This window comes from Dyadobacter luteus, assembly GCF_003383615.1.
Classification (GTDB): domain Bacteria; phylum Bacteroidota; class Bacteroidia; order Cytophagales; family Spirosomataceae; genus Dyadobacter; species Dyadobacter luteus.
Map to the genome: position 1 here is coordinate 1 of NZ_QNUL01000031.1, position 19,434 is coordinate 19,434.

Here is a 19,434-nt window from a genome sequence, read left to right on the forward strand (position 1 = left end):
CCATCAGCTAACGATAAGTACTGCAACTCTCGTTCGGGACTTGCACCCTATAGATATAGAACATGCCTGACACACACAAAAAGCAGACACCGGAGCGTCTGCTTTCATGTTTATACAACGTTGAGTAAATCAGCATTTTTTATTCCTCTGCTTTAAGCTGCCCGCGGATTTCGCCATCAGGAAATCTGGCAGTATGAATATTCACATAGTATAACCCGGCTTTCAGGTCAGCCACCTGCTGTTCGGTAAGTGTATCCTTGAATGCAAACGGAGTTGTAAAAGTGCTTCCAAGATTAATCACCACGGCACCAGTTGTATCCACAGCACCTTTATGTATGTGCCATGCGGTCGGTCGGAATAACGAATCGGCCGAAGTGGAATCGGCGGCAGCCGAATCACTATAAGTAATATTCAAACTAAGAATTCTTGTCTCCTGATCCAGTAACCCGTCCACTGCTCCTGTCGCAGTAGAAGTATTGCTGGGTACCTCATTTGCTCCTGAGAGCGTGGTTGTCACCTTTAAGTCAGCAAGCGGAAGCGGATCCGTCACGGTGTTTTCATCATCTTTACAGCCCAACGCCACAACAGCCAGAAAGGAACCCATTAATGCTAATTTTCTCATATGGTAAGCCATTTAGTAAGAAATTGGTTTGACGCCTCAATGGTAAATTTTAGTACCCAACAATCCAAAAACATACTAAACAACTACATATCAAACACTTAATACCAATCCAACAAAGTTAAAAAGTGAGTAAAAATGTAACTGATTGCCCACTAATACAACACAATATTGCCTGGCACGCAGTTATACCCTCGCACGGAACTGCCACCGATTATGCGACCAAAGCCACAATTCCGGTTCGCGCCTGATGGTAGTTTCAAGACAATTAAAGTAACGATCCATGATCTCAGCCTTCGTCGCGGTACCATCCGACAATTCCACAAATCGGAAACTGTATACATTACGTTTGCTTTTTCTTACATCCAGATAAAATGTAGCTGCAGATTTTCTTTCGGCAAGTCTTGCTCCGCCACATTGAACAAAGGTTTGTTGATTGAAAAAAGAGACTGCATCCTGCGTTTTACGAATGGGTCGCTGATCGGTAATCGACAAATAAACAGTGGGTGTATTACTTTGATGGCGAAGACAATGCTTGTACCAATCCTGCTTATCAATAAGCCTCATTCCATATCTGCCTCGCATACTTCTCAGTAAGTTGTTCATCCATTTCCATCCAACGGGCGAATAGCCGGTAATAACTTCACAGTCTACCACCTCAGGTAATGAAAGCAAATATTCCCAATTTCCATAATGCGAAGCAAGAATGACCACATCCTTCCCGTCGTTCAGAATACTGCCCGGAAAACCAGGGTTCTCATATCTAACCAAGCGATTTACCGCTTCTTCCGAACCAAAATGAATCAAAAAAAATTCTGTAAACAGATCAGCCAGATGCTGATAGTACCGTTTGAGAAACATTTTCCGTTCACGGGGTGATGTTGCTGGAAACGTACGCATGATGTTGCTGCCAATCACCTTTCTTCGGTACGGTAGCACATATACGAACAGTAAACTAACCATAGCTGAAACCAGATGGCAGGTTGCTTTTAAAAGGCTGAACCCAACTTGCCACTGCGGGAGAACAAAACGGACCAGTCCGGTTCTCCGGCGGGTATTGACGATTTCCATCACAAAATAATCTGGATTCCGCCTGTTACACCCACATACAATCCCTGAAAGTCACGGCGACCATTTTTACTCCACAGATAATTGCTTTTGAAACCGTATCCCCGATCTTGTGAATAATTCACGTAATTGACAGACGGACCGGCAAAGATTTCCATTTTCCCAAATCTATAAGCTGGCAGGATTCTGAAATGATGTTTGGAATAACTTCCCTTTTTAAAATCGGAGAGTTGTTGGGATACGATTTCGGTATTAATTCTGAAACGATTGCTTACGGGAATATGCGCCCCCAAACCAGATTCAATTCCAAACAGTGATTTATTGTCATCCATCAGATTGTAGCCTACTCCAAGAATTCCATACATGACCCTCCCCCCTGAACGAAATGTAGCCATGGTGGTAAGTGTCTCGTCTATAGATAAGCTGATCGACTTCTCCCCGGTTTTTATAAAATTTAATATTGCAATGGGGTAATCACTGCTGTCTGCTATATTGATCAGCCCTGCCAACTGCACTCCCTTCACTGTTTTGGCAATGTTGATCCCACCAGCGATTTGGTTTCCCGTATTTTCTGCTTTATTCAAAAATCCTGACACTTGCAGGCCTTTCGCATTGGCTTTGGTGATATTGGAAAATCCTGCAATCTGTACACCTTCGGAACTGCCCGAGAGATTCATAAATCCTGCCACCTGAGCTCCCGAAGCTTCATTTCTGATGATATTGGAAAACCCTGCGATTTGTGCTCCATAAGCAGTATTGCCAATCAGATTCACGGCTCCTGCTATAGTCGTTCCTTTGGAATTTTCTTTGATGATGTTGACACCACCTGCAATGGCAACGGCCAGCTCGTTATCAGATACGCCGGCGATAGTGTGAAGCGAGAAACGATTGGAATAATCGGCAGCCTTTACACCATTGGAACTAATCGGATACACGATACCTACATGTACCTGCCGCACGCTGTCGGACTGCCCGAATGATGATGAAATACTGAAAAGTATATGGTAAACCAAGGCTGAAATGAGTGATATCTTTTTCATTGTGTTTGTCTTTAATTCTGATTTTTTCAAACACATAGCAGGCAACCTTTCTATTGCAGGCCTTCAATAAGGTGGTTCTTCCTGTATGCGAAGTACCGACACTATTAAGGGGTTTTACCCTAAATTTTCAGCAAAATATTTCAGAAGAATCAGAGCATTTCGCTCTAATTAATAGGATTACAACAACTTACCATATTCATAAACCAAACCAAATTGCCAGCCCAGCCAAGCCGATGAAGATTTACCCGTGCCAAAATTCAGATAAGATTTGGGAGGATAAGCACCAAATCCAGCACTCCGGTCAGTTTGTTTTTCGGTCATGACCGATAGAGCCGGACCGGCAGAAAGAAGCAGTCTTTTGTTCAAATGCAAATTAAGTAAGGTCTGCAAACGAAGGATTCCGGGCATCGAATCTATATTTCCTGTATAGGCATTGTTCGTTGAAAGCTCAATAGCGCCGGATAAACCTTTATTGATCCTGAACTCTGTTCCAAGCCCGTAGCCGAAAAGATATGCTTTTTTGTCAGGTCGCCAATCAGCCCCCAGACTCAGGATGCTGTAAAGTCTGTTGGTTCCGGTCTTCCAGGAGACATTGGTTAAAGCAGATTCATTGGTGTAAACCGAAACAGCACCTTTTCCATGTTTGACAATGTTGATCAGACCAAAACTATAACCGGAAGAGCTATCTGCCACATTCACCACACCAATCTGCAGCCCCCTGAGATATTTCGCATAATTAACAGGAGCAAGCTGCAAACCACTTGATCTCCGGCTGGCGACATTCAATATTCCGCTGATCTGAGCACCGGAAAAATCGCGCTGTGCAATGTTCGCTCCACCGGTAATCTGGACGCCTTTGATCACAGACCGCATGTAATTAACACCGGCGGATATCTGAACAGCATGTATCAGAGAATCCGTCTTTGACCGTGTTCCTGCGACGTTGAAGAAACCTCCAATTTGTACTCCCCGCATTTCTTTGTTGACCAGATTTCCAAAACCTGATATCTGAACTCCTGCGAGTGAATCAAGCACATGGTTATGAAAACCCGCAACCTGTACACCCTGGACAGATCCGGCCACCACATTGAATATCCCCGCCAATTGCGCAACACGTACATTATTTTTGCTGATATTAAACCCTCCCGCTATTTCCAGCCCATTCACTCCGGCCGTGTATCCGCCCATCAAATTCATGGAAAATTTATTGGTCACCTGTCCGCTCATTCTGCCATGTGTTCCCAGGCCAGGCGTAAGAGAAGCCTGATACGGCAAAGCGACAAAAAAACGGCCGATATTCCTGCTTTGTTCTCTTAATCGGGATGAGACAAACAGCCTTGCCAGCCAGGTTCGGTCGCCGGCACTGTTATAAACCATCACTTCATCCAGATCGACTGCTTTGGGTATCAAGTCCAGACTCAGTTTGGTCTCCCTTTCATTTTTCACCACCAGCACCGTGTCTGCATAGCCGATTTTACTTACAGTCAGCTCCAACGGAAAAGTACGATCACGGAGTTTAAGTCTAAAGGTGCCGTCGTCCTGGCTCATTGTGGCAGTCAGAATTGTTTTGGAATAGATACTCACAAAATCAACAGGCTTACCGGTTTCCAGATCATGAATAACGCCGGTAATGTAAATATTTCTATCCTGAGGCGCTGGTTGAACTATAATGTAGTTACCCGTTTCTTTATACATGAAATTTCCGGCCAGCAACTGATCCAGCACGGCTTTCAAAGGCTTGTCGTGTACCGATATGGTAACTACGCTGTCCCCTGGTATGGAAGCTGTGTTATAGGAAAAATAGAAACTTCCCCGCGTACTCAAGGTATTCAGCACCTCCGAAACACGTTGCTTGTTAGCAGTAATACTCACAACCTGATTCAGTAATTTCTGCGCTGCACTAAACGACAAACTACTGACTGCGAAAAACACAGTCAGTAGTCCTATCCTTATTTTTTTAAAGGAAAAATATTTCATTCCGGAATGTAAGACCTATTTAAGTATCAAAGTGTCGCCGTTTTGATGGATGGTACAGGAGAATGTTTCCCTTATCACATGTAAATCTGCGGACAATGATTTAAGCTCCAAAGTTGTATTGAATTTTTGATCTGCCAGTTTTTTATTTTCAATGATGATGCGGGTATTGTAAACTTCGTTCAGCTTTGAGATTACTTCAGAAAGCGGAATGTCATTACAAACCAATTTACCCGTGCGGTAATATTTATAGAGTTCATCACCGCTTAGCTCCTTTTCAAGCTTGTTCTTTTCTTTGTGAACAATCACTTTTTCCTGAGGATGCAATTTTACCATCTCTGTTGATTTCTCCACCTCCACAAGCCCGGTTTCCACAATCACTTCTGTACTGCTTTCATTACTTTTTATATTGAAAGAAGTTCCTACTACCGTGACAGTAACGTCATTCACAGTAATAACGAATGGCTTCGACTTATCGGGCTGAACATCAAAGAAAGCTTCTCCTCTCAGTGTGACAGGTCGCGAGGCCCCGTGAGCAAAACCTTCAGGATATGAGATAGATGACCTCCGGTTTAGCGTTACCACCGAACCGTCAGGCAAAGTATCTACGAGCGCCTCAGCGCCTGCCTTTACAGTCACTAGTTCTTCAGGACGATTTCTGAACATGGAGAAATATACCGCCCATCCAACTCCCGCCATAACAACAATAGCAGCGGCTATTCTGAACAGATAATTGGGTCTGTTGCTATTCAATTCAATAACAGGCCTTTCATTTTCCGCAGTCCGCTTTTTGAAACGTTCCCAGGCTTCTTCTTCATTGACATCACTCGCCGACGCAAGCTCTCTGCTCTGTTGCCATATCAGTTTGAAGTGATTGTAATACTTCTCGTTTTCCGGATGCTGAGCCCGCCATTTGTCTACCTCGTCTCGTTCTGCAGGCAAGGCCTCATCCAGTATACATTTTACCAGAAGATCATCCATGCTATGATTAGGGTTTGTATTCATGACCATCTGTACAGGTTAGCCTAAGAAAAATAATAAAAATGAAGCCGGTAGAAAATCAACCAGTTTAATGCGAAGCAACCTTAGCGCTTTTCCCATTTGGTTTTCCACCGTTTTGAGTGGCAGTTCAAGCCGGTCAGCAATTTCCTGGTATTTCAATTCTTCAAAACGGCTCATCTGAAAAATGGTACGGCACTTTTCCGGTAACTCCTTCAATGCCACATCCAGTCTTTCTTCCAGTTCCCGCAGTTCAATGTTGTGTGAAGTGTTGTTCGTATTTTCCATTTGACTTACCGCATAAGTTTGGTAGGCGTCTCTTACTTTTAAATGCTTGATGTAATTCAGACTTTCATGATAAACAGACCGGTACAAATAACCGCTCACAGATTCTCTTATCTCAATCTGTTCCGTTTTTTCCCATAATCTGCAGAAGACATTCTGGACCATTTCTTCTGCCATCACCTCATCATGCAGAATTGTGCATGCATAAGCATGCAGCCCTTTGAAATATTTTTTAAAAACAATTTCAAATTCCTGTTCTCTGTCTTTACTCAGGTTTTGTCCTGCTGGTTCGGCAATATTCATACTGAAACTGTGTTCATATCATCACAAAAATAAGCGCCCGGCTTTGTTGTTCATCAGGATGACAACAAGTCGGACGCTTACCCTAATTTTTTTCAGAATTATTTTTTCTTCCTGGCAGTCGTGGTTGTATCTGGTCTGGATGTTTTGTAGCGTTTATCCGGAGTACCATCCTTTTTCAGGTTTTTGTTCTCTGTATAGCGCTTATCCGGCGTGCCGTCTTTCTTTAGTTTCTGGTTTTCCGAATAACGTTTGTCCGGCGTACCGTCAGCTTTGGTTTTGATCTCCTTTTTCGCCGGTGTAGAAGACGTGGCAGGAGTGGCAGTTTGTGCGAATATGTTTCCCCCTGCTACAAGAAGCGCCGCGACTAAAAGTGCTTTTAACTTTTTCATACTTACGAATTTTGAGTGAGTGATAGTTTTTTTATGTATTGTAAAAATACAGGAAGTATTCGTATTGTGTATATCTGATTGAACAATCCTGTTCAGGTCAGATGGTTCTCCGGTCTGAACGCCTCAAGGCGGTCTGAACGATATTACAACAGGAACCATAACCAACTACTTCACCGTTCAGCCTGCTGGCGCATGCAGACCGAAAAATGCCTCCGGTCTGAACGCCCCAAGGCGGGCTGAACGGTATAACCAATAAAATGCTCTAAACTCCGTTCAGCCTGCTGACGCATGCAGACCGGGAAAGCGCCTCCGTTCTGAACGCCCCAAGGCGGGCTGAACGGTATAGCTAACAGGAACATAACCACCTGCTCCGTTCAGCCTGCTCGCGCGTGCAGACCGGATCTAACTGATCAACAAAACCAATTATTAACTACTTTTGCATAGAGGAAATTTATACCCTTAATAAAGACTGAATCACAGATATGAATATCCAACAACTCGAATATATTGTTGCAGTAGACAATCACCGGCATTTTGTTCAAGCTGCAGAACATTGCAATGTGACCCAACCTACACTTTCGATGATGATCCGTAAACTGGAAGAAGAGCTGGGAATCAAAATATTTGACAGAACAAAACAACCAATTGTTCCTACCGGAGTCGGGCGCCAAATTATTGATCAGGCCAAGGTGATTTTGAGGGAAACCGGACGGATGAACGAAATCGCCAAGCATTTCAACGGAGATCTTTCCGGGGAACTCAAAATAGGTATTATCCCCACCATCGCTCCTTATCTTTTGCCACATTTCGTTCAGCCTTTTATAGAAGCTTATCCCAATATCAGGCTTCACGTATCGGAAATGATTACGGAAAGAATTATGTCTGAACTCAAAACGGGCAATATTGACGTAGGGATAGTTGCTACCGTATCAGGAGAAAATAGTTTGCAGGAAATTCCATTATACAAGGAGCGCTTCTACGCGTATGTCTCTGCCAATACTGATCTGTATAATAAGCAATACATTTTACCAGGAGATATCGAACCCAATGAGCTTTGGCTGCTGGAAGAAGGACACTGCTTTCGCACCCAGATACAACGCCTTTGCGAGTTGAGCAAAAGCAGTCGGTTTGGCAACAGCTTTAACTACCGTTCGGGTAGTATTGAAACACTGATTCGTATGGTGGATCGCAATGGCGGCATTACTATTTTGCCTGAACTGGCCGTTGCTGAGCTGTCCGAGGAACGAAAAAAACATATCCGCCACTTTCGCTATCCGGAACCTGCGCGGGAAGTTTGTCTGGTGGTGAACAGAGAACTAGTGAAATCGCGACTGATCGATGCTTTACACAAAGGTATTCGCGAATATATTCCCCAGATAATTGCAGAAAGTGACGAACAAATCAGGATTTATTGAAAAAATTAAATTTACTGATCAGGATCTAATCAAAACCAAATTTTTCTGATCTGGTACACTTTCTGCCAGATCAGGATCAAATTGGATTACATTTCTCAAATCCTACTCAGAAAAAGCCAAATACAGGTATAATTTAACACAAAAGCAGCCTCCATCACTCCTTTTCATTCTGTCCTCTTTCTCTGTGTATTTTAGGGGTTCTTGCCTAAATTCGCCGTGATACACCCTCACCCATGGTTTTTAGACTACATTCTTAAACAATCGAAAAGTGGATAAAGTACAAGCGTTTATGTCCCGTGTGATAAGTCGCAACCCGGGAGAAAATGAGTTTCATCAGGCAGTTCAGGAAGTAGCTGAATCAATCATTCCTTTTATAGAAGACAAACCAGTCTATCAGAAAGCCAGGATTTTGGAAAGGATTGTTGAGCCTGAAAGGATTATCATTTTCCGCGTTCCCTGGATCAACGATAAGGGAGAAATTGAAGTAAACCGTGGCTATCGTGTACAGGCGAATAGTGCAATCGGCCCCTACAAAGGTGGATTGAGGTTTCATCCATCGGTCAATCTGAGCACGTTAAAATTTCTTGCTTTCGAGCAAACCTTCAAAAACAGTCTTACTCAACTACCTATGGGTGGTGGTAAAGGAGGGTCTGATTTTGATCCTAAAGGCAAGTCGGACCGTGAAGTAATGACGTTTTGCCAGAGCTTTATGACTGAACTTTTCCGTCATATCAGTTCAGACAATGACGTTCCTGCCGGTGATATAGGTGTGGGAGGCCGCGAAATCGGCTTTTTATTTGGACAATACAAAAGACTTAAAAATGAATTTACCGGTGTTCTTACAGGAAAAGGTGCCAGCTACGGAGGTAGTCTCATCCGTCCTGAAGCAACCGGATACGGCGTTGTCTACTTTGTTGAACAAATGTTGAAACTTCGTAATGACAGCATAAAGGGAAAAACAGTTGTTGTATCAGGTTCAGGGAATGTAGCTCAATATACACTTGAAAAATGTATCGAACTGGGAGCGAAAGTGGTGACACTGTCTGACTCAGCAGGATACATCTACGACCCAAAAGGTATTGATGCTGAGAAATTTGCCTATATCATGCATTTAAAGAATGAGGTTCGTGGGCGCATAAAATCGTACGCTGACAAATTCGGTTGTACCTATGTGGAGGGCAGAAAACCATGGGAAGTACCATGTGATATTGCTTTGCCCAACGCTACGCAGAATGAGCTGAATGAGGATGATGCAAGATTGCTCATTAAAAACGGCTGTAAACTGGTCGCAGAAGGAGCAAATATGCCATGTACCAATGAAGCAATAGCTGTATTTGAAAATGAAGATATTATGTATGCTCCCGGCAAAGCCGCAAATGCTGGTGGAGTAGCTGTTTCCGGTCTGGAGATGTCTCAAAACTCACTGCGCCTGTCATGGACCCGTGAGGAAGTTGATCAAAGATTGCAGGACATCATGTTCAATATACATGCAACCTGCACAAAGTACGGACATACGCCCGACGGCAGAATGAGCTACGTACAAGGAGCCAACATTGGTGGGTTTGTGCGCGTGGCTGATGCAATGCTTGCCCAGGGTATCGTTTAATTTCGCTTTTAAATATAAGGTAAATGGTCAGGGAGCCGCACCCGCCATTTGCCTTTTTTTCTTTCTGACCTTGCTCCTTCTCTGAGCAAGCCTGCATAGCTTCCGCATATCCTACCCCACTTACCGTCTGGTCTGATTTTTTCTGATGTAAGATAAAAACGTATAGCCATGAAGATATCATTTTCACATTGAAGAGATTTCCGGATGGCTTTACTTTTAGTAAAAAGTAACATTATTTCCATCTTAAAATTCAGAAATACATGGGCCTGTTCGATTCATTTTCTCAGATAAGAAACATTCTTAAAAATATAGATCTGGCGGCGGTACACAAGCTTTCTCAGAAAGTTGACCTCAACAAACTCATGGGCACAGTGTCAAAAATGAGTGAGGAAGATTTGGCGAAAATGCTGAAATTCATGCAGGCAGGCTCCGGCGACAAACGCCCTAAACCGGAAGTCAACGGAGATTTTTACGATTTAAGTAAAACCTTGTCTGCGGAAGAAAAAGCGATCCAACTGAAAGTACGGGAGTTTATGGAAACTGAGATTAAACCTATAGCCAATGAATATTGGAACAAGGCGCACTTTCCTATGCACATCATCCCATTGATGGCTAAGCTGGACATATGCGGGCTTACCTACAAAGGGTACGGTTGTGCTGGAAAATCTTCGCTTTTGGAGGGGTTCATTGCCATGGAAATGGCCCGTATCGATTCTTCAATTTCCACATTTTTCGGAGTACACAGCGGACTCGCTATGGGATCCATTTACCTCTGCGGCTCAGAAGAACAAAAACAATATTGGTTACCGATCATGCAGCGTATGGAGGTCATCGGCGCATTCGGCCTCACGGAGCCGGAAGTAGGATCGGCTGCAGCGGGAGGGCTCACTACTACCTGCCGCAAAGAAGGTGATGAATGGGTCTTGAACGGACAAAAGAAATGGATTGGTAACGCCACATTCTCAGACATTACCATCATTTGGGCGCGTAATCCCGAGGACAATCAAGTAAAGGGCTTTATTGTACGGAAGGATAATCCGGGCTTTAAGGCAGAAAAAATGGAGGACAAAATGGCGCTGAGAACCGTGCAGAATGCATTGATCACACTTACGGACTGTCGTGTCAGCGAAGTGGATCGGCTTCAAAACGCCAATTCCTTTAAGGATACAGCCAATGTACTGCGCATGACGCGCGCAGGTGTAGCCTGGCAGGCAGTTGGATGCGGACGCGGCGCTTACGAACTGGCTTTGAAATATACCATGAAACGCAAACAATTTGGCAGACCAATTGCCAGCTTCCAGCTGGTGCAGGATCTACTGGTAACCATGCTCGGAGACCTCACTGCAATGCAAACCATGGTACACAGACTTTCCCAGTTACAGGACGGGGGTGATATTACCGACGAACATGCATCACTGGCCAAGGTTTTCTGTACACTGCGGATGCGCTCCATTGTGGACCATGCCCGTGAACTTTTCGGAGGAAATGGTATTCTGCTGGAATACGACATCGCCCGCTTCGTAGCGGATGCCGAAGCCATTTATTCCTATGAAGGGACGAAGGAAATTAATTCGTTGATTGTGGGAAGGGCGATTACGGGGGAGAGTGCATTTGTATAAATTCCTGCGCATGTCCGCAGCAGACAACTTATAAGACTGACTGCTGCGGACACTTTACTTTTCCCTATTCACAGATACTGGAATGAAAATTTAGATTCTTTGTTAATAATATGAAACGCCAATTAGCTTCAATAATTAACATGAATTGGATTACCATTACAAGTGAAGAACAAATACAGGATATTGCCAGATCTCAGGAAACCGCTATTATCTACAAGCATAGTCCACGCTGTATGACTAGTCTGATGGCTTACAGGCAGCTTAAATCAGAAGTAAGCGGTCAGCAGGATTTGAACGTTCCGATCTATATCGTAGACGTGATCAGCAACCGAAGAGAATCGCAGTTTATTGCGCATGCATTTGATGTTGAGCATCAATCACCACAGATACTTGTAGTAAAAAACGGGCAAAGCGTATTTGATACATCCCATGAAGGAGTCTCACTCCGTACCGCATTGTCACACCTGGCATAGGCCGTCATTTTTTTGATTGGGAAGTCGAAAGAATAAAAAATGGATCCAGTCCAAATATATGGAATAATTCCATATATTTGGACTGGATCTTATACTTATGGAAGAGCTCAACTACATTATTATATCTCCGGAAATGGTTTGGTTTGGCAATGGTATTACGATGAAAACCGTGGAAAGCATTTTAAAGAACTGTTGGGACAAGATGCCCGGACTTTCATTAAACTGCTTGAAAGTGGCAGGGAAGTTTACATTGAAGATATACTTCCCCGCACCTGACATATAAAAACAGACGTAATTACTTCCCTTTGGGCTTTAATGCAGAGTGAGGTTCGGGTAAAGGAATATACCCCGACTCCCCTTCTATAGCAGGATAATTTTGCTGTTGCCAATTGAGCTTTGCAGCTTCTATCAACTCGCGGTTTGTGGCCACGAAATTCCAGTAAATCAGCCGTTCCTCAGGAAATGGCTCTCCACCGAAAATATAAACTGTTGTACCAGCTTCCATCACAAATTCACACAGAGAGCTGTTTTTGGCTACCAAAATCCGCTTGGGTTCATGTACGACTCCTTCACTCTCCACTCCTCCTTCCAATATATACATCCCAGCCTCGCCAAAAAGATCCTTCCCAATGTTGATGGACTTACGTTCATCCGTTTTAATCTCTATCAAAAAAAGAGGACTGTAGACAGGGACAGGCGACTTTCTTCCAAAGGCTTCCCCGGCGATCAGTTTATACCGCACACCGTCCTGCTCCCACGCAGGAATATCAACTGAATCGGCATGGTAAAACTCGGGATCCATCTCCTCCAGCTCCTTGGGCAAAGCAACCCATATTTGTAAACCGTGTAATTCCTTATCGGTATGTCTCAATCGCTCAGGAGTTCTCTCTGAGTGAACAATACCTTTTCCGGCTGTCATCCAGTTCACTTGCCCTGGCGTGATCTCAATATGGTTATTGAGGGTGTCACGATGCATGATGGCTCCGTCAAACAAATAAGTAAGCGTTGACAAACCAATATGCGGATGAGGACCTATATCAATATTCTGATAATCTTTCAGATTGGCCGGACCCATGTGATCTATAAAAATGAACGGACCTACCATTCTTTTATTCCTGAAGGGAAGCAGTCGCCCCACCAGAAAATTCCCTATATCAGCCGGCCGCTCTTCAATAATGATGTTAATATTGGACATGGTGTTTTAAGATTTCGTTAACACAACCACAAGTTAGGTAACCTGCCGAAGTTTTGGAATGTATATTCTGCAAATTTCCGTTATTGCTTCCATTTGGCTGCATTAAGCAATAAAGGAACTCAAACAAAGCAAACTTTGGTTACATATATTTGTCGGGCTATACGTTTAAGAATCTGGAACGATTTTTGTTTGCAATAGAAAAGCCAAAAATCTGGATTTTCCAGCGCAGCTGCTTTTTCATACATTTGCCCCACAGCACCATGACTGAATACGAAGAAAACATACAGCACGAATTGCTGAAATGGCAGGAAAAGATGCAAAAGCGGCCTTCAGGATTGAACAGGCTATCTAAAAATGTACAGGATAAAATCAATAGTATGATTCCCGATCGTGTGCACGACATCATCACCACCAGCATCAAGCAAATGACACGGGGCGTTCTCTACGGAGCGGGCTTCACTACTACCCGTAATGTTCTTTTCAAGTCAATGGAAACTGCTGAGTCAGCGGTAAAAGAAAGAATTGAATTTTATAAAAAAGCAGGTGCAGCTGAAGGTGGTATTACGGGTGCGGGTGGCTTCATGCTCGCATTGGCAGAGTTTCCAATTCTGATAGGTATAAAGATGAAATTGCTTTTTGATATTGCCTCTTTGTATGGAAAACCTATCGACGATTACCGGGAACGCCTTTTTATACTGCATATTTTTCAGCTCGCATTTTCCAGCCAGAAAACCAGACAACGCGTATTTGAGCAGATGAAGAACTGGGATTCCAAGGCCGCCACATTACCTGAAGACATCCACCAGTTCGACTGGAAGGGATTTCAGCAGGAATACAGAGACTATATTGATCTTGCAAAAATGGCACAGCTTATTCCCGGAATAGGCGCAGCAGTTGGTTTGATTGTTAACTACCGTTTACTGAACCAGCTGGGTAAAACAGCCATGAACGCTTACAGAATGCGTTGGTTTGAGAGCACAAACCTGGCCGCCAGCCATGCTACGTCTGCCCTGACTGGCAATATCAGCTCATGAAAACAAAAAAGTATATTATTAACAGTTACAAGTTTATTCAGTCGTTAAACCGAATTTAATGAGCTCAAAGGAAAAAGTATTTACAAAAAGACTCGACTACGCTTTTCTGTCGGTGTACAACGGCTATGTATTCTTTCTGCGTTTTTTCAGAGAAGCCTTTCGTGGCAGAATGGAATTCCCGGAACTGGTAAAACAGTGCTACGCGATCGGATACAAGGCTCTGCTTCTGATCAGTCTTACCGGATTCATTACGGGAATGGTATTTACCAAACAGTCCCGCCCGTCTCTGGCAGAGTTCGGAGCAACATCATGGTTACCATCCCTTGTTTCTATCGCCATTGTACGTGCCCTCGCAGCCCTTGTTACAGCTTTGATCTGTTCCGGAAAAGTAGGGTCGAGCATTGGAGCCGAGCTTGGCTCTATGCGGGTGACGGAACAAATTGATGCGATGGAGGTGTCGGCTGTGAATCCATTTAAATTCCTGGTCGTGACACGTGTATTGGCCAGCACCATTACCATCCCGATACTGATGTTCTATTGTACCCTGGTGAGTTTATTGGGAGCTTTTTTGAACGTGACGCTTAATGAAGGCACAAGTTTTATAGCTTTTTTCGAAAACGCATTCGAACAAATCACTTTTCTGGATATCGGAACATCACTTGTAAAAGCCATAGCCTATGGATTCACGATCGGAATTGTAGGTTGCTATCAAGGATATAACGCAAGTAAAGGTACAGAGGGAGTAGGAAAAGCCGCTAACGCATCTGTGGTTATATCGATGTTCCTGATCTTTATTGAGGAAGTTATCATTGTTCAGGTATCGAATTATTTCAGAATATAGAAAGGCATGGCAAAAACCATAGATCACAGCACTCAGGTTATATCTGTCAAAGATTTATATAAATCATTTGGTGACCTCCATGTACTGCGGGGCGTTAATCTTGAAGTAAGTAAAGGGGAAAACGTAGTTGTACTTGGCCGGTCGGGAACAGGAAAATCGGTACTGATTAAAATACTGGTTGGATTGCTTAAACAAGACAAAGGATCCGCGCTGGTTCTGGGACAGGAAGTTTCGCAATTAAATGAGAAAGAGTTACGTCAATTGAGACTTAAAATCGGCTTTTCTTTTCAAAACAGTGCGCTATACGATAGTATGACCGTGCGGGAGAATCTGGAGTTTCCTTTGGTACGAAATGTCGAAGGGCTTTCAAGGGCAGAGATCAACGACAAAGTGGAGTCAGTACTTGATGCCGTAGGCCTTCTGCAAACAATCAACCAGGCACCATCTGAACTATCCGGCGGTCAAAGAAAACGGATTGGTATCGCCCGAACACTTATTCTCGAACCCGAGATTATGCTTTACGATGAGCCTACGGCCGGTCTGGATCCGATTACCTGTATTGAAATCAATGAACTGATTAACGAAGTCCAGGAAAAATTCCATACAAGTGCCATCATCATTACGCACGACCTTACGTGCGCCCGCCAGACAGGCGACAGAATCGCAATGCTTCTGGATGGCCACTTCACAAAACAGGGCACATTCGAAGAAGTTTTTGCCGAAAATGACGAAAGAATTAAGAGTTTTTACGATTATAATTTTATACAATAAGAATGGAAACATCAGCCAGAAAACGCTCTATCACGGTAGGTCTGTTTGTAGTTATAGGAATTCTCATCTTTGTCGTTGGAGTACTTACCATTGGCAGTATGAAAAAAGTATTCGCCACCAGCATTGCTGTGACAAGTATTTTTCATGATGTAAACGGGCTCAAACAAGGCAATAATGTTTGGTATTCCGGTGTCAAAATTGGCACGGTAAAAAAAATCCGATTCCTGGATAACTCTCAGGTAGAGGTAGTTATGAACATTGAGGAGAAATCTCAGGAATTTGTTCGTAAAAATGCCAAAGCCAAAATCAGTACAGACGGACTAATAGGTAACAAAATCATCGTTATATATGGCGGCACACAAAAAGTCCCGGCTATAGAAGATGGGGATCAGCTCGCGGTAGAGAAGATCGAAAGCACAGAAGAAATGCTCGCAGTGCTTTCAGAAAACAATAAGAACCTGTTAGGAATTACAAGTGCTTTCAAGACAATCAGTAAAAATATCCTTGAAGGAAAAGGCACAGTGGGGATGCTTTTAAACGATGAACGTCTCTACAACGATGTGGATCAGACCCTGGGCGCACTTAAAAAGGCATCAGTGAATGCACAAACACTTACTGCCTCCCTTGCCGGGTTCACTTCCAAGCTGAATCAGAAAGGTGGGCTTGCCAACGACTTCGCAACAGATACTGTAATTATGCGTGATATCCGCTCTACAATTGGAAAGCTAAATGAAACTGTATCCTCAGCAGGCGTAATGGTTGATAACCTTAAATCAACAACAGCAGAACTTAACTCAAATACGACAAGTCCGCTTGGCGTACTACTACATGATGAAAAAACAGCATCGAACCTGAAAGGGACGCTTCAAAACCTGGAAAGTAGCACCGAAAAGCTGGATGAAAATATGGAGGCGTTAAGATCCAACTTCCTGTTTCGCAGATATTTCAAACGTAAAGCTAAAGAGGAAGCTAAACAAACGCCCAAAACGGAGTCAACTGAAGCAGTGAAGGATACCGTAAACTAAGTTTTGAAAAAGTCCATCCGGTCGACGAATAATTTCTACAGTAGTTAATGAATACTTTTTCTTACTTTGTGAAAATTTAAAACCGACAACTTTTTTATTTGCGTTCCGAATGACCCTTCAAATAAATCCGGTACTAGACATCAATTATTTAAATCAAGTTTATGGAGATGATGCAAATATCATTCACCTCATTTTTGACGCGTTTCTAAGTGACTCAATGCCACGTTGGCACTCGCTAAAAACTGCATTGGACGAAGAAAATCTGAAAGAATCTGCCAGTATTGTTCACGGTCTGAAGCCTTCTTTTACAATGGCCGGCCTTACAGCAATAAGACCAAAAGTCGACCAACTGGAAAAGGACATAAAAGCGAAAGCTGAAATTGACAAACTTAAGCAGGCCTATCTGCATATCTCTGAAGAATTAATTCCGCTGATAGCTGTTATAGAAAGCGAGTCAAAAAGATTATCTGCTCTGTAAATTGATGCAAACATGACAGGCCTCCCGATAAAATCAGGGAGGTTTTTTCTTTTAGGCCTTTCTCTTTGCCTTTTCCCACACTGCACTCTGGCTTCCTGCAATATACCTGTTAATACCAGCGAGCACAGCGTAATTCATCACGCAGAAATAGTAGGGAACAAACAATGCCTTTACTTTAATTTTCCTTTTTTCCAACAACCAGCCCAGCCACGCCATGAGGTAAAACAGGATTTGTAAAACCAGCATCAGCACATACAGGGGCTCTGGTTCGTTTATGCAAATAAGCGCATTCAGAATCAAAGAAATAAAGAGCAGAAAAGGCGTGATGGTCCAGCGCAACACCCTGTGACTTATATATTGAAAACTCAACATGGGATATGCGAATGGATTCAGGAGCGGCAACAAACGCATGATTGACTGAATCCCCCCTGCGGCAATACGTACTTTCCGCTTCAATTCTTCCTTGATATTATCCGACGACTGCTCCGATGCATAAGCTTCAGGTTCATAAATAATCCGGTATCCCTGCTTGGCAATCAGCATAGAAATCATAAAGTCATCCAGAATTGTATCCGACTCTACGTGTCGGTATAAAGAACGGCGAACACTGAAAAGCTCTCCGGCTGCTCCCACAACAGAATAAAGCTCCGAGTCCCACTTCTTCAAGGTCGACTCATATTTCCAGTAGAAGCCCTCTCCCGCTGTTGCATCCGAAACTGCATCCTGCATTACACGCTTTTCTCCTGAAACCGCTCCTACTTCCGGATTGGCGTAATGCCTGACAATCAGTTTCAATGCTTCTTTATTCAAAAATGTATTGGCATCCGTATAGATAACAATCTCAGATTTGACAGCATCCATAGCACGGTGTATGGCATGAATCTTCCCTTTTCTCTCCGTTGAATGCATCAGATCGATTGTTCCTTTGTAACGACTAACAATCTCGGCGGAAGCATCTGTAGATCCGTCAGTTACGAACAACAGTTGCAACTTATCTCTCTCATAATCAAGAGACAGTGTATTCTGTATTTTTTCCTCCATGATACCCTCCTCATTATACGCAGCTACAATGAGCGTTACGGTTGGCATGTACTCACCGGGTTGCAGTACTTTGCGCTTTCCTTTAATCAAAATGCGAAATCTGACGAGAGCATAAAGCACAATGCCGTAACCGACGTACGTGTAAAATACAACAAACAGACTGAGCCAGAATAAAATTTTCATTTCGTTGAATTAATCTTAAAACCTAAATCGGCACTGTTGATACCATTTTTGAAATGCCAGAAAATCGCTCTGAAAAAAACAGGAATAAAATTATACTCCTTGTTCCGGATGTACAGTAGCAGGTTTCGGGGTATTACCGTGAGCATAAAGTAAAAACAGAATATAAAAAACCTGAATCCCGGAGCATTCCGACGAATAAACAATATTCTGTTTCTGGTCATAAAGTATTCTTTTAATACAGATCGCTTGCCAACAGACACTGACTCCTTGTGATAGATCAGCGCCTTAAGATTGGTATGGATTTCATAGCCAGCTCTCACTATTTTCTCGCACCAGTCAAGCTCTTCATAATACAGAAAATAGTTCTCACTCATCAGTCCACCTTTTTCAATGGCTTCCCTCCTGACCATCATAGCGGCACCATGCGCATAACCGGTAGAACCACTTTCCTGATCATATTGTCCGTGGTCTGTTTCAAACTGGCCCACACAGTGATTCCTTGCCAGGTAGTAATTCATTGGCGTATAGCCTGCATACTGCAACATACCAGGCTGGTCAAAATAGTGGATCTTGGGTGAGAGAATGCCGATGCGTGGATTAGCCTCCATCGTTTCAACTAACCGGGAGATCAGGTCGGGCGTTACTTCCGTGTCGTTATTGATCAGGAAAAGATAATCGCCTTTCGCTTCCCTTATACCCAGATTATTCCCTCCGGCAAAACCCAGATTAACCTCAGACCGGATAAAGTGAATATCGTTATACGCACTACTCCAAGCCGGAACAGGGTCGACGCGACTACCATTATCGACTACAATAATCTCCAGCGACGAATAGGTATTTACATCTCTGAGAGATTTCAATAAATCAACGGTAACTTCCGGCTGATTGAAATTAACAGTGATAATAGAAACAATTTTCATTCAAAAGCACAGAAGCGTTGAGTAGTAAGTTTTTGAATAATAGCAGAATCCAATATATGTGTGTAGAATTATTTCAAAGTTAATAATAATTGTGCTTTACGAACTATCCTCTATCCGGATTTAGAGCATTTTAGAGCGCTGTAGTTGCCCTATTAC

21 protein-coding genes are annotated in these 19,434 nt (G+C 43.2%); 10 read left to right on the forward strand and 11 right to left on the reverse strand.

From position 1 onward, the window contains the following. Window positions 1-139: 139 nt before the first annotated feature. The 7 genes from DSL64_RS24765 to DSL64_RS24795 all read right to left on the reverse strand — a co-directional run bounded on the left by DSL64_RS24765 (window position 140) and on the right by DSL64_RS24795 (window position 6,677). Window positions 140-622, reverse strand: a complete 483-nt coding sequence (locus DSL64_RS24765; RefSeq protein WP_115833709.1) for a CHRD domain-containing protein — start codon at window positions 620-622, stop codon at window positions 140-142. Between the two features lie 183 nt (window positions 623-805). Next, a complete protein-coding gene (locus DSL64_RS24770; RefSeq protein WP_115833646.1) occupies window positions 806-1,690 on the reverse strand; it encodes a lysophospholipid acyltransferase family protein in 885 nt (294 codons plus the stop codon). Beyond that, window positions 1,690-2,727 carry a hypothetical protein gene (locus DSL64_RS24775; protein ID WP_115833647.1) on the reverse strand — a complete coding sequence of 346 codons (1,038 nt, stop codon included), beginning with the start codon at window positions 2,725-2,727 and terminating at the stop codon, window positions 1,690-1,692. The genes DSL64_RS24770 and DSL64_RS24775 overlap by 1 nt, the downstream gene beginning before the upstream one ends. 177 nt (window positions 2,728-2,904) lie before the next feature. Further along, entirely contained in the window at window positions 2,905-4,704 is a 1,800-nt protein-coding gene (locus DSL64_RS24780; RefSeq protein ID WP_115833648.1) for an STN and carboxypeptidase regulatory-like domain-containing protein, read from the reverse strand. A gap of 15 nt (window positions 4,705-4,719) precedes the next feature. Next, the gene (locus DSL64_RS24785) at window positions 4,720-5,706 is read right to left on the reverse strand and encodes a FecR family protein (protein ID WP_115833649.1); all 987 of its coding nucleotides are present in this window, start codon (window positions 5,704-5,706) and stop codon (window positions 4,720-4,722) included. 15 nt (window positions 5,707-5,721) lie between these two features. After that, entirely contained in the window at window positions 5,722-6,288 is a 567-nt protein-coding gene (locus tag DSL64_RS24790) for an RNA polymerase sigma-70 factor (protein WP_115833650.1), read from the reverse strand. Window positions 6,289-6,386: 98 nt separating this feature from the next. Continuing rightward, window positions 6,387-6,677: a hypothetical protein gene (locus tag DSL64_RS24795; protein WP_115833651.1), complete on the reverse strand. Its 291-nt coding sequence runs from the start codon at window positions 6,675-6,677 to the stop codon at window positions 6,387-6,389. Between the two features lie 482 nt (window positions 6,678-7,159). Between DSL64_RS24795 and DSL64_RS24800 the strand changes: the two genes are divergently transcribed. Next, window positions 7,160-8,092, forward strand: a complete 933-nt coding sequence (locus DSL64_RS24800) for a hydrogen peroxide-inducible genes activator (protein WP_115833652.1) — start codon at window positions 7,160-7,162, stop codon at window positions 8,090-8,092. A 268-nt stretch (window positions 8,093-8,360) separates the two neighbouring features. Beyond that, on the forward strand, window positions 8,361-9,698 hold the full coding sequence (gdhA, locus tag DSL64_RS24805; protein ID WP_115833653.1) for an NADP-specific glutamate dehydrogenase: 1,338 nt from the start codon (window positions 8,361-8,363) through the stop codon (window positions 9,696-9,698). Between the two features lie 8 nt (window positions 9,699-9,706). Here the strand turns inward: gdhA and DSL64_RS29040 are convergent, their stop codons facing one another. After that, entirely contained in the window at window positions 9,707-9,868 is a 162-nt protein-coding gene (locus DSL64_RS29040; RefSeq protein ID WP_158547978.1) for a hypothetical protein, read from the reverse strand. Window positions 9,869-9,958: 90 nt separating this feature from the next. Here DSL64_RS29040 and DSL64_RS24815 point away from each other — a divergent pair, with 90 nt between their 5' ends. The 3 genes from DSL64_RS24815 (at window position 9,959) to DSL64_RS24825 (ending at window position 12,066) form a co-directional block, all read left to right on the forward strand. Further along, the gene (locus DSL64_RS24815; RefSeq protein ID WP_115833655.1) at window positions 9,959-11,317 is read left to right on the forward strand and encodes an acyl-CoA dehydrogenase family protein; all 1,359 of its coding nucleotides are present in this window, start codon (window positions 9,959-9,961) and stop codon (window positions 11,315-11,317) included. Window positions 11,318-11,457: 140 nt separating this feature from the next. Continuing rightward, window positions 11,458-11,790, forward strand: a complete 333-nt coding sequence (gene ytxJ / locus DSL64_RS24820; protein WP_115833710.1) for a bacillithiol system redox-active protein YtxJ — start codon at window positions 11,458-11,460, stop codon at window positions 11,788-11,790. A gap of 39 nt (window positions 11,791-11,829) precedes the next feature. Next, complete coding sequence (locus DSL64_RS24825; protein ID WP_115833656.1) at window positions 11,830-12,066, forward strand: hypothetical protein; 237 nt, start codon at window positions 11,830-11,832, stop codon at window positions 12,064-12,066. A gap of 19 nt (window positions 12,067-12,085) precedes the next feature. On the opposite strand, the gene DSL64_RS24830 is transcribed toward DSL64_RS24825, so the two are convergent. Then, window positions 12,086-12,985: a pirin family protein gene (locus tag DSL64_RS24830; protein WP_115833657.1), complete on the reverse strand. Its 900-nt coding sequence runs from the start codon at window positions 12,983-12,985 to the stop codon at window positions 12,086-12,088. A gap of 260 nt (window positions 12,986-13,245) precedes the next feature. On the opposite strand from DSL64_RS24830, the gene DSL64_RS24835 reads away from it, so the two are divergent. The 5 genes from DSL64_RS24835 to DSL64_RS24855 all read left to right on the forward strand — a co-directional run bounded on the left by DSL64_RS24835 (window position 13,246) and on the right by DSL64_RS24855 (window position 17,134). Continuing rightward, window positions 13,246-14,019: an EcsC family protein gene (locus DSL64_RS24835; protein WP_115833658.1), complete on the forward strand. Its 774-nt coding sequence runs from the start codon at window positions 13,246-13,248 to the stop codon at window positions 14,017-14,019. 58 nt (window positions 14,020-14,077) lie between these two features. Next, on the forward strand, window positions 14,078-14,860 hold the full coding sequence (locus DSL64_RS24840) for an MlaE family ABC transporter permease (RefSeq protein WP_115833659.1): 783 nt from the start codon (window positions 14,078-14,080) through the stop codon (window positions 14,858-14,860). Between the two features lie 6 nt (window positions 14,861-14,866). Continuing rightward, window positions 14,867-15,631, forward strand: coding sequence for an ABC transporter ATP-binding protein (locus DSL64_RS24845; RefSeq protein WP_115833660.1), 765 nt, complete (start codon window positions 14,867-14,869; stop codon window positions 15,629-15,631). Window positions 15,632-15,633: 2 nt separating this feature from the next. Then, on the forward strand, window positions 15,634-16,656 hold the full coding sequence (locus DSL64_RS24850) for an MlaD family protein (protein WP_115833661.1): 1,023 nt from the start codon (window positions 15,634-15,636) through the stop codon (window positions 16,654-16,656). 109 nt (window positions 16,657-16,765) lie between these two features. Further along, on the forward strand, window positions 16,766-17,134 hold the full coding sequence (locus tag DSL64_RS24855) for an Hpt domain-containing protein (RefSeq protein WP_115833662.1): 369 nt from the start codon (window positions 16,766-16,768) through the stop codon (window positions 17,132-17,134). Between the two features lie 51 nt (window positions 17,135-17,185). Here the strand turns inward: DSL64_RS24855 and DSL64_RS24860 are convergent, their stop codons facing one another. Together DSL64_RS24860 and DSL64_RS24865 are read right to left on the reverse strand one after the other, a co-directional pair. Next, a complete protein-coding gene (locus DSL64_RS24860) occupies window positions 17,186-18,358 on the reverse strand; it encodes a glycosyltransferase family 2 protein (RefSeq protein ID WP_115833663.1) in 1,173 nt (390 codons plus the stop codon). After that, window positions 18,355-19,278: a glycosyltransferase family 2 protein gene (locus DSL64_RS24865; RefSeq protein ID WP_115833664.1), complete on the reverse strand. Its 924-nt coding sequence runs from the start codon at window positions 19,276-19,278 to the stop codon at window positions 18,355-18,357. The genes DSL64_RS24860 and DSL64_RS24865 overlap by 4 nt, the downstream gene beginning before the upstream one ends. Window positions 19,279-19,434 lie beyond the last annotated feature (156 nt).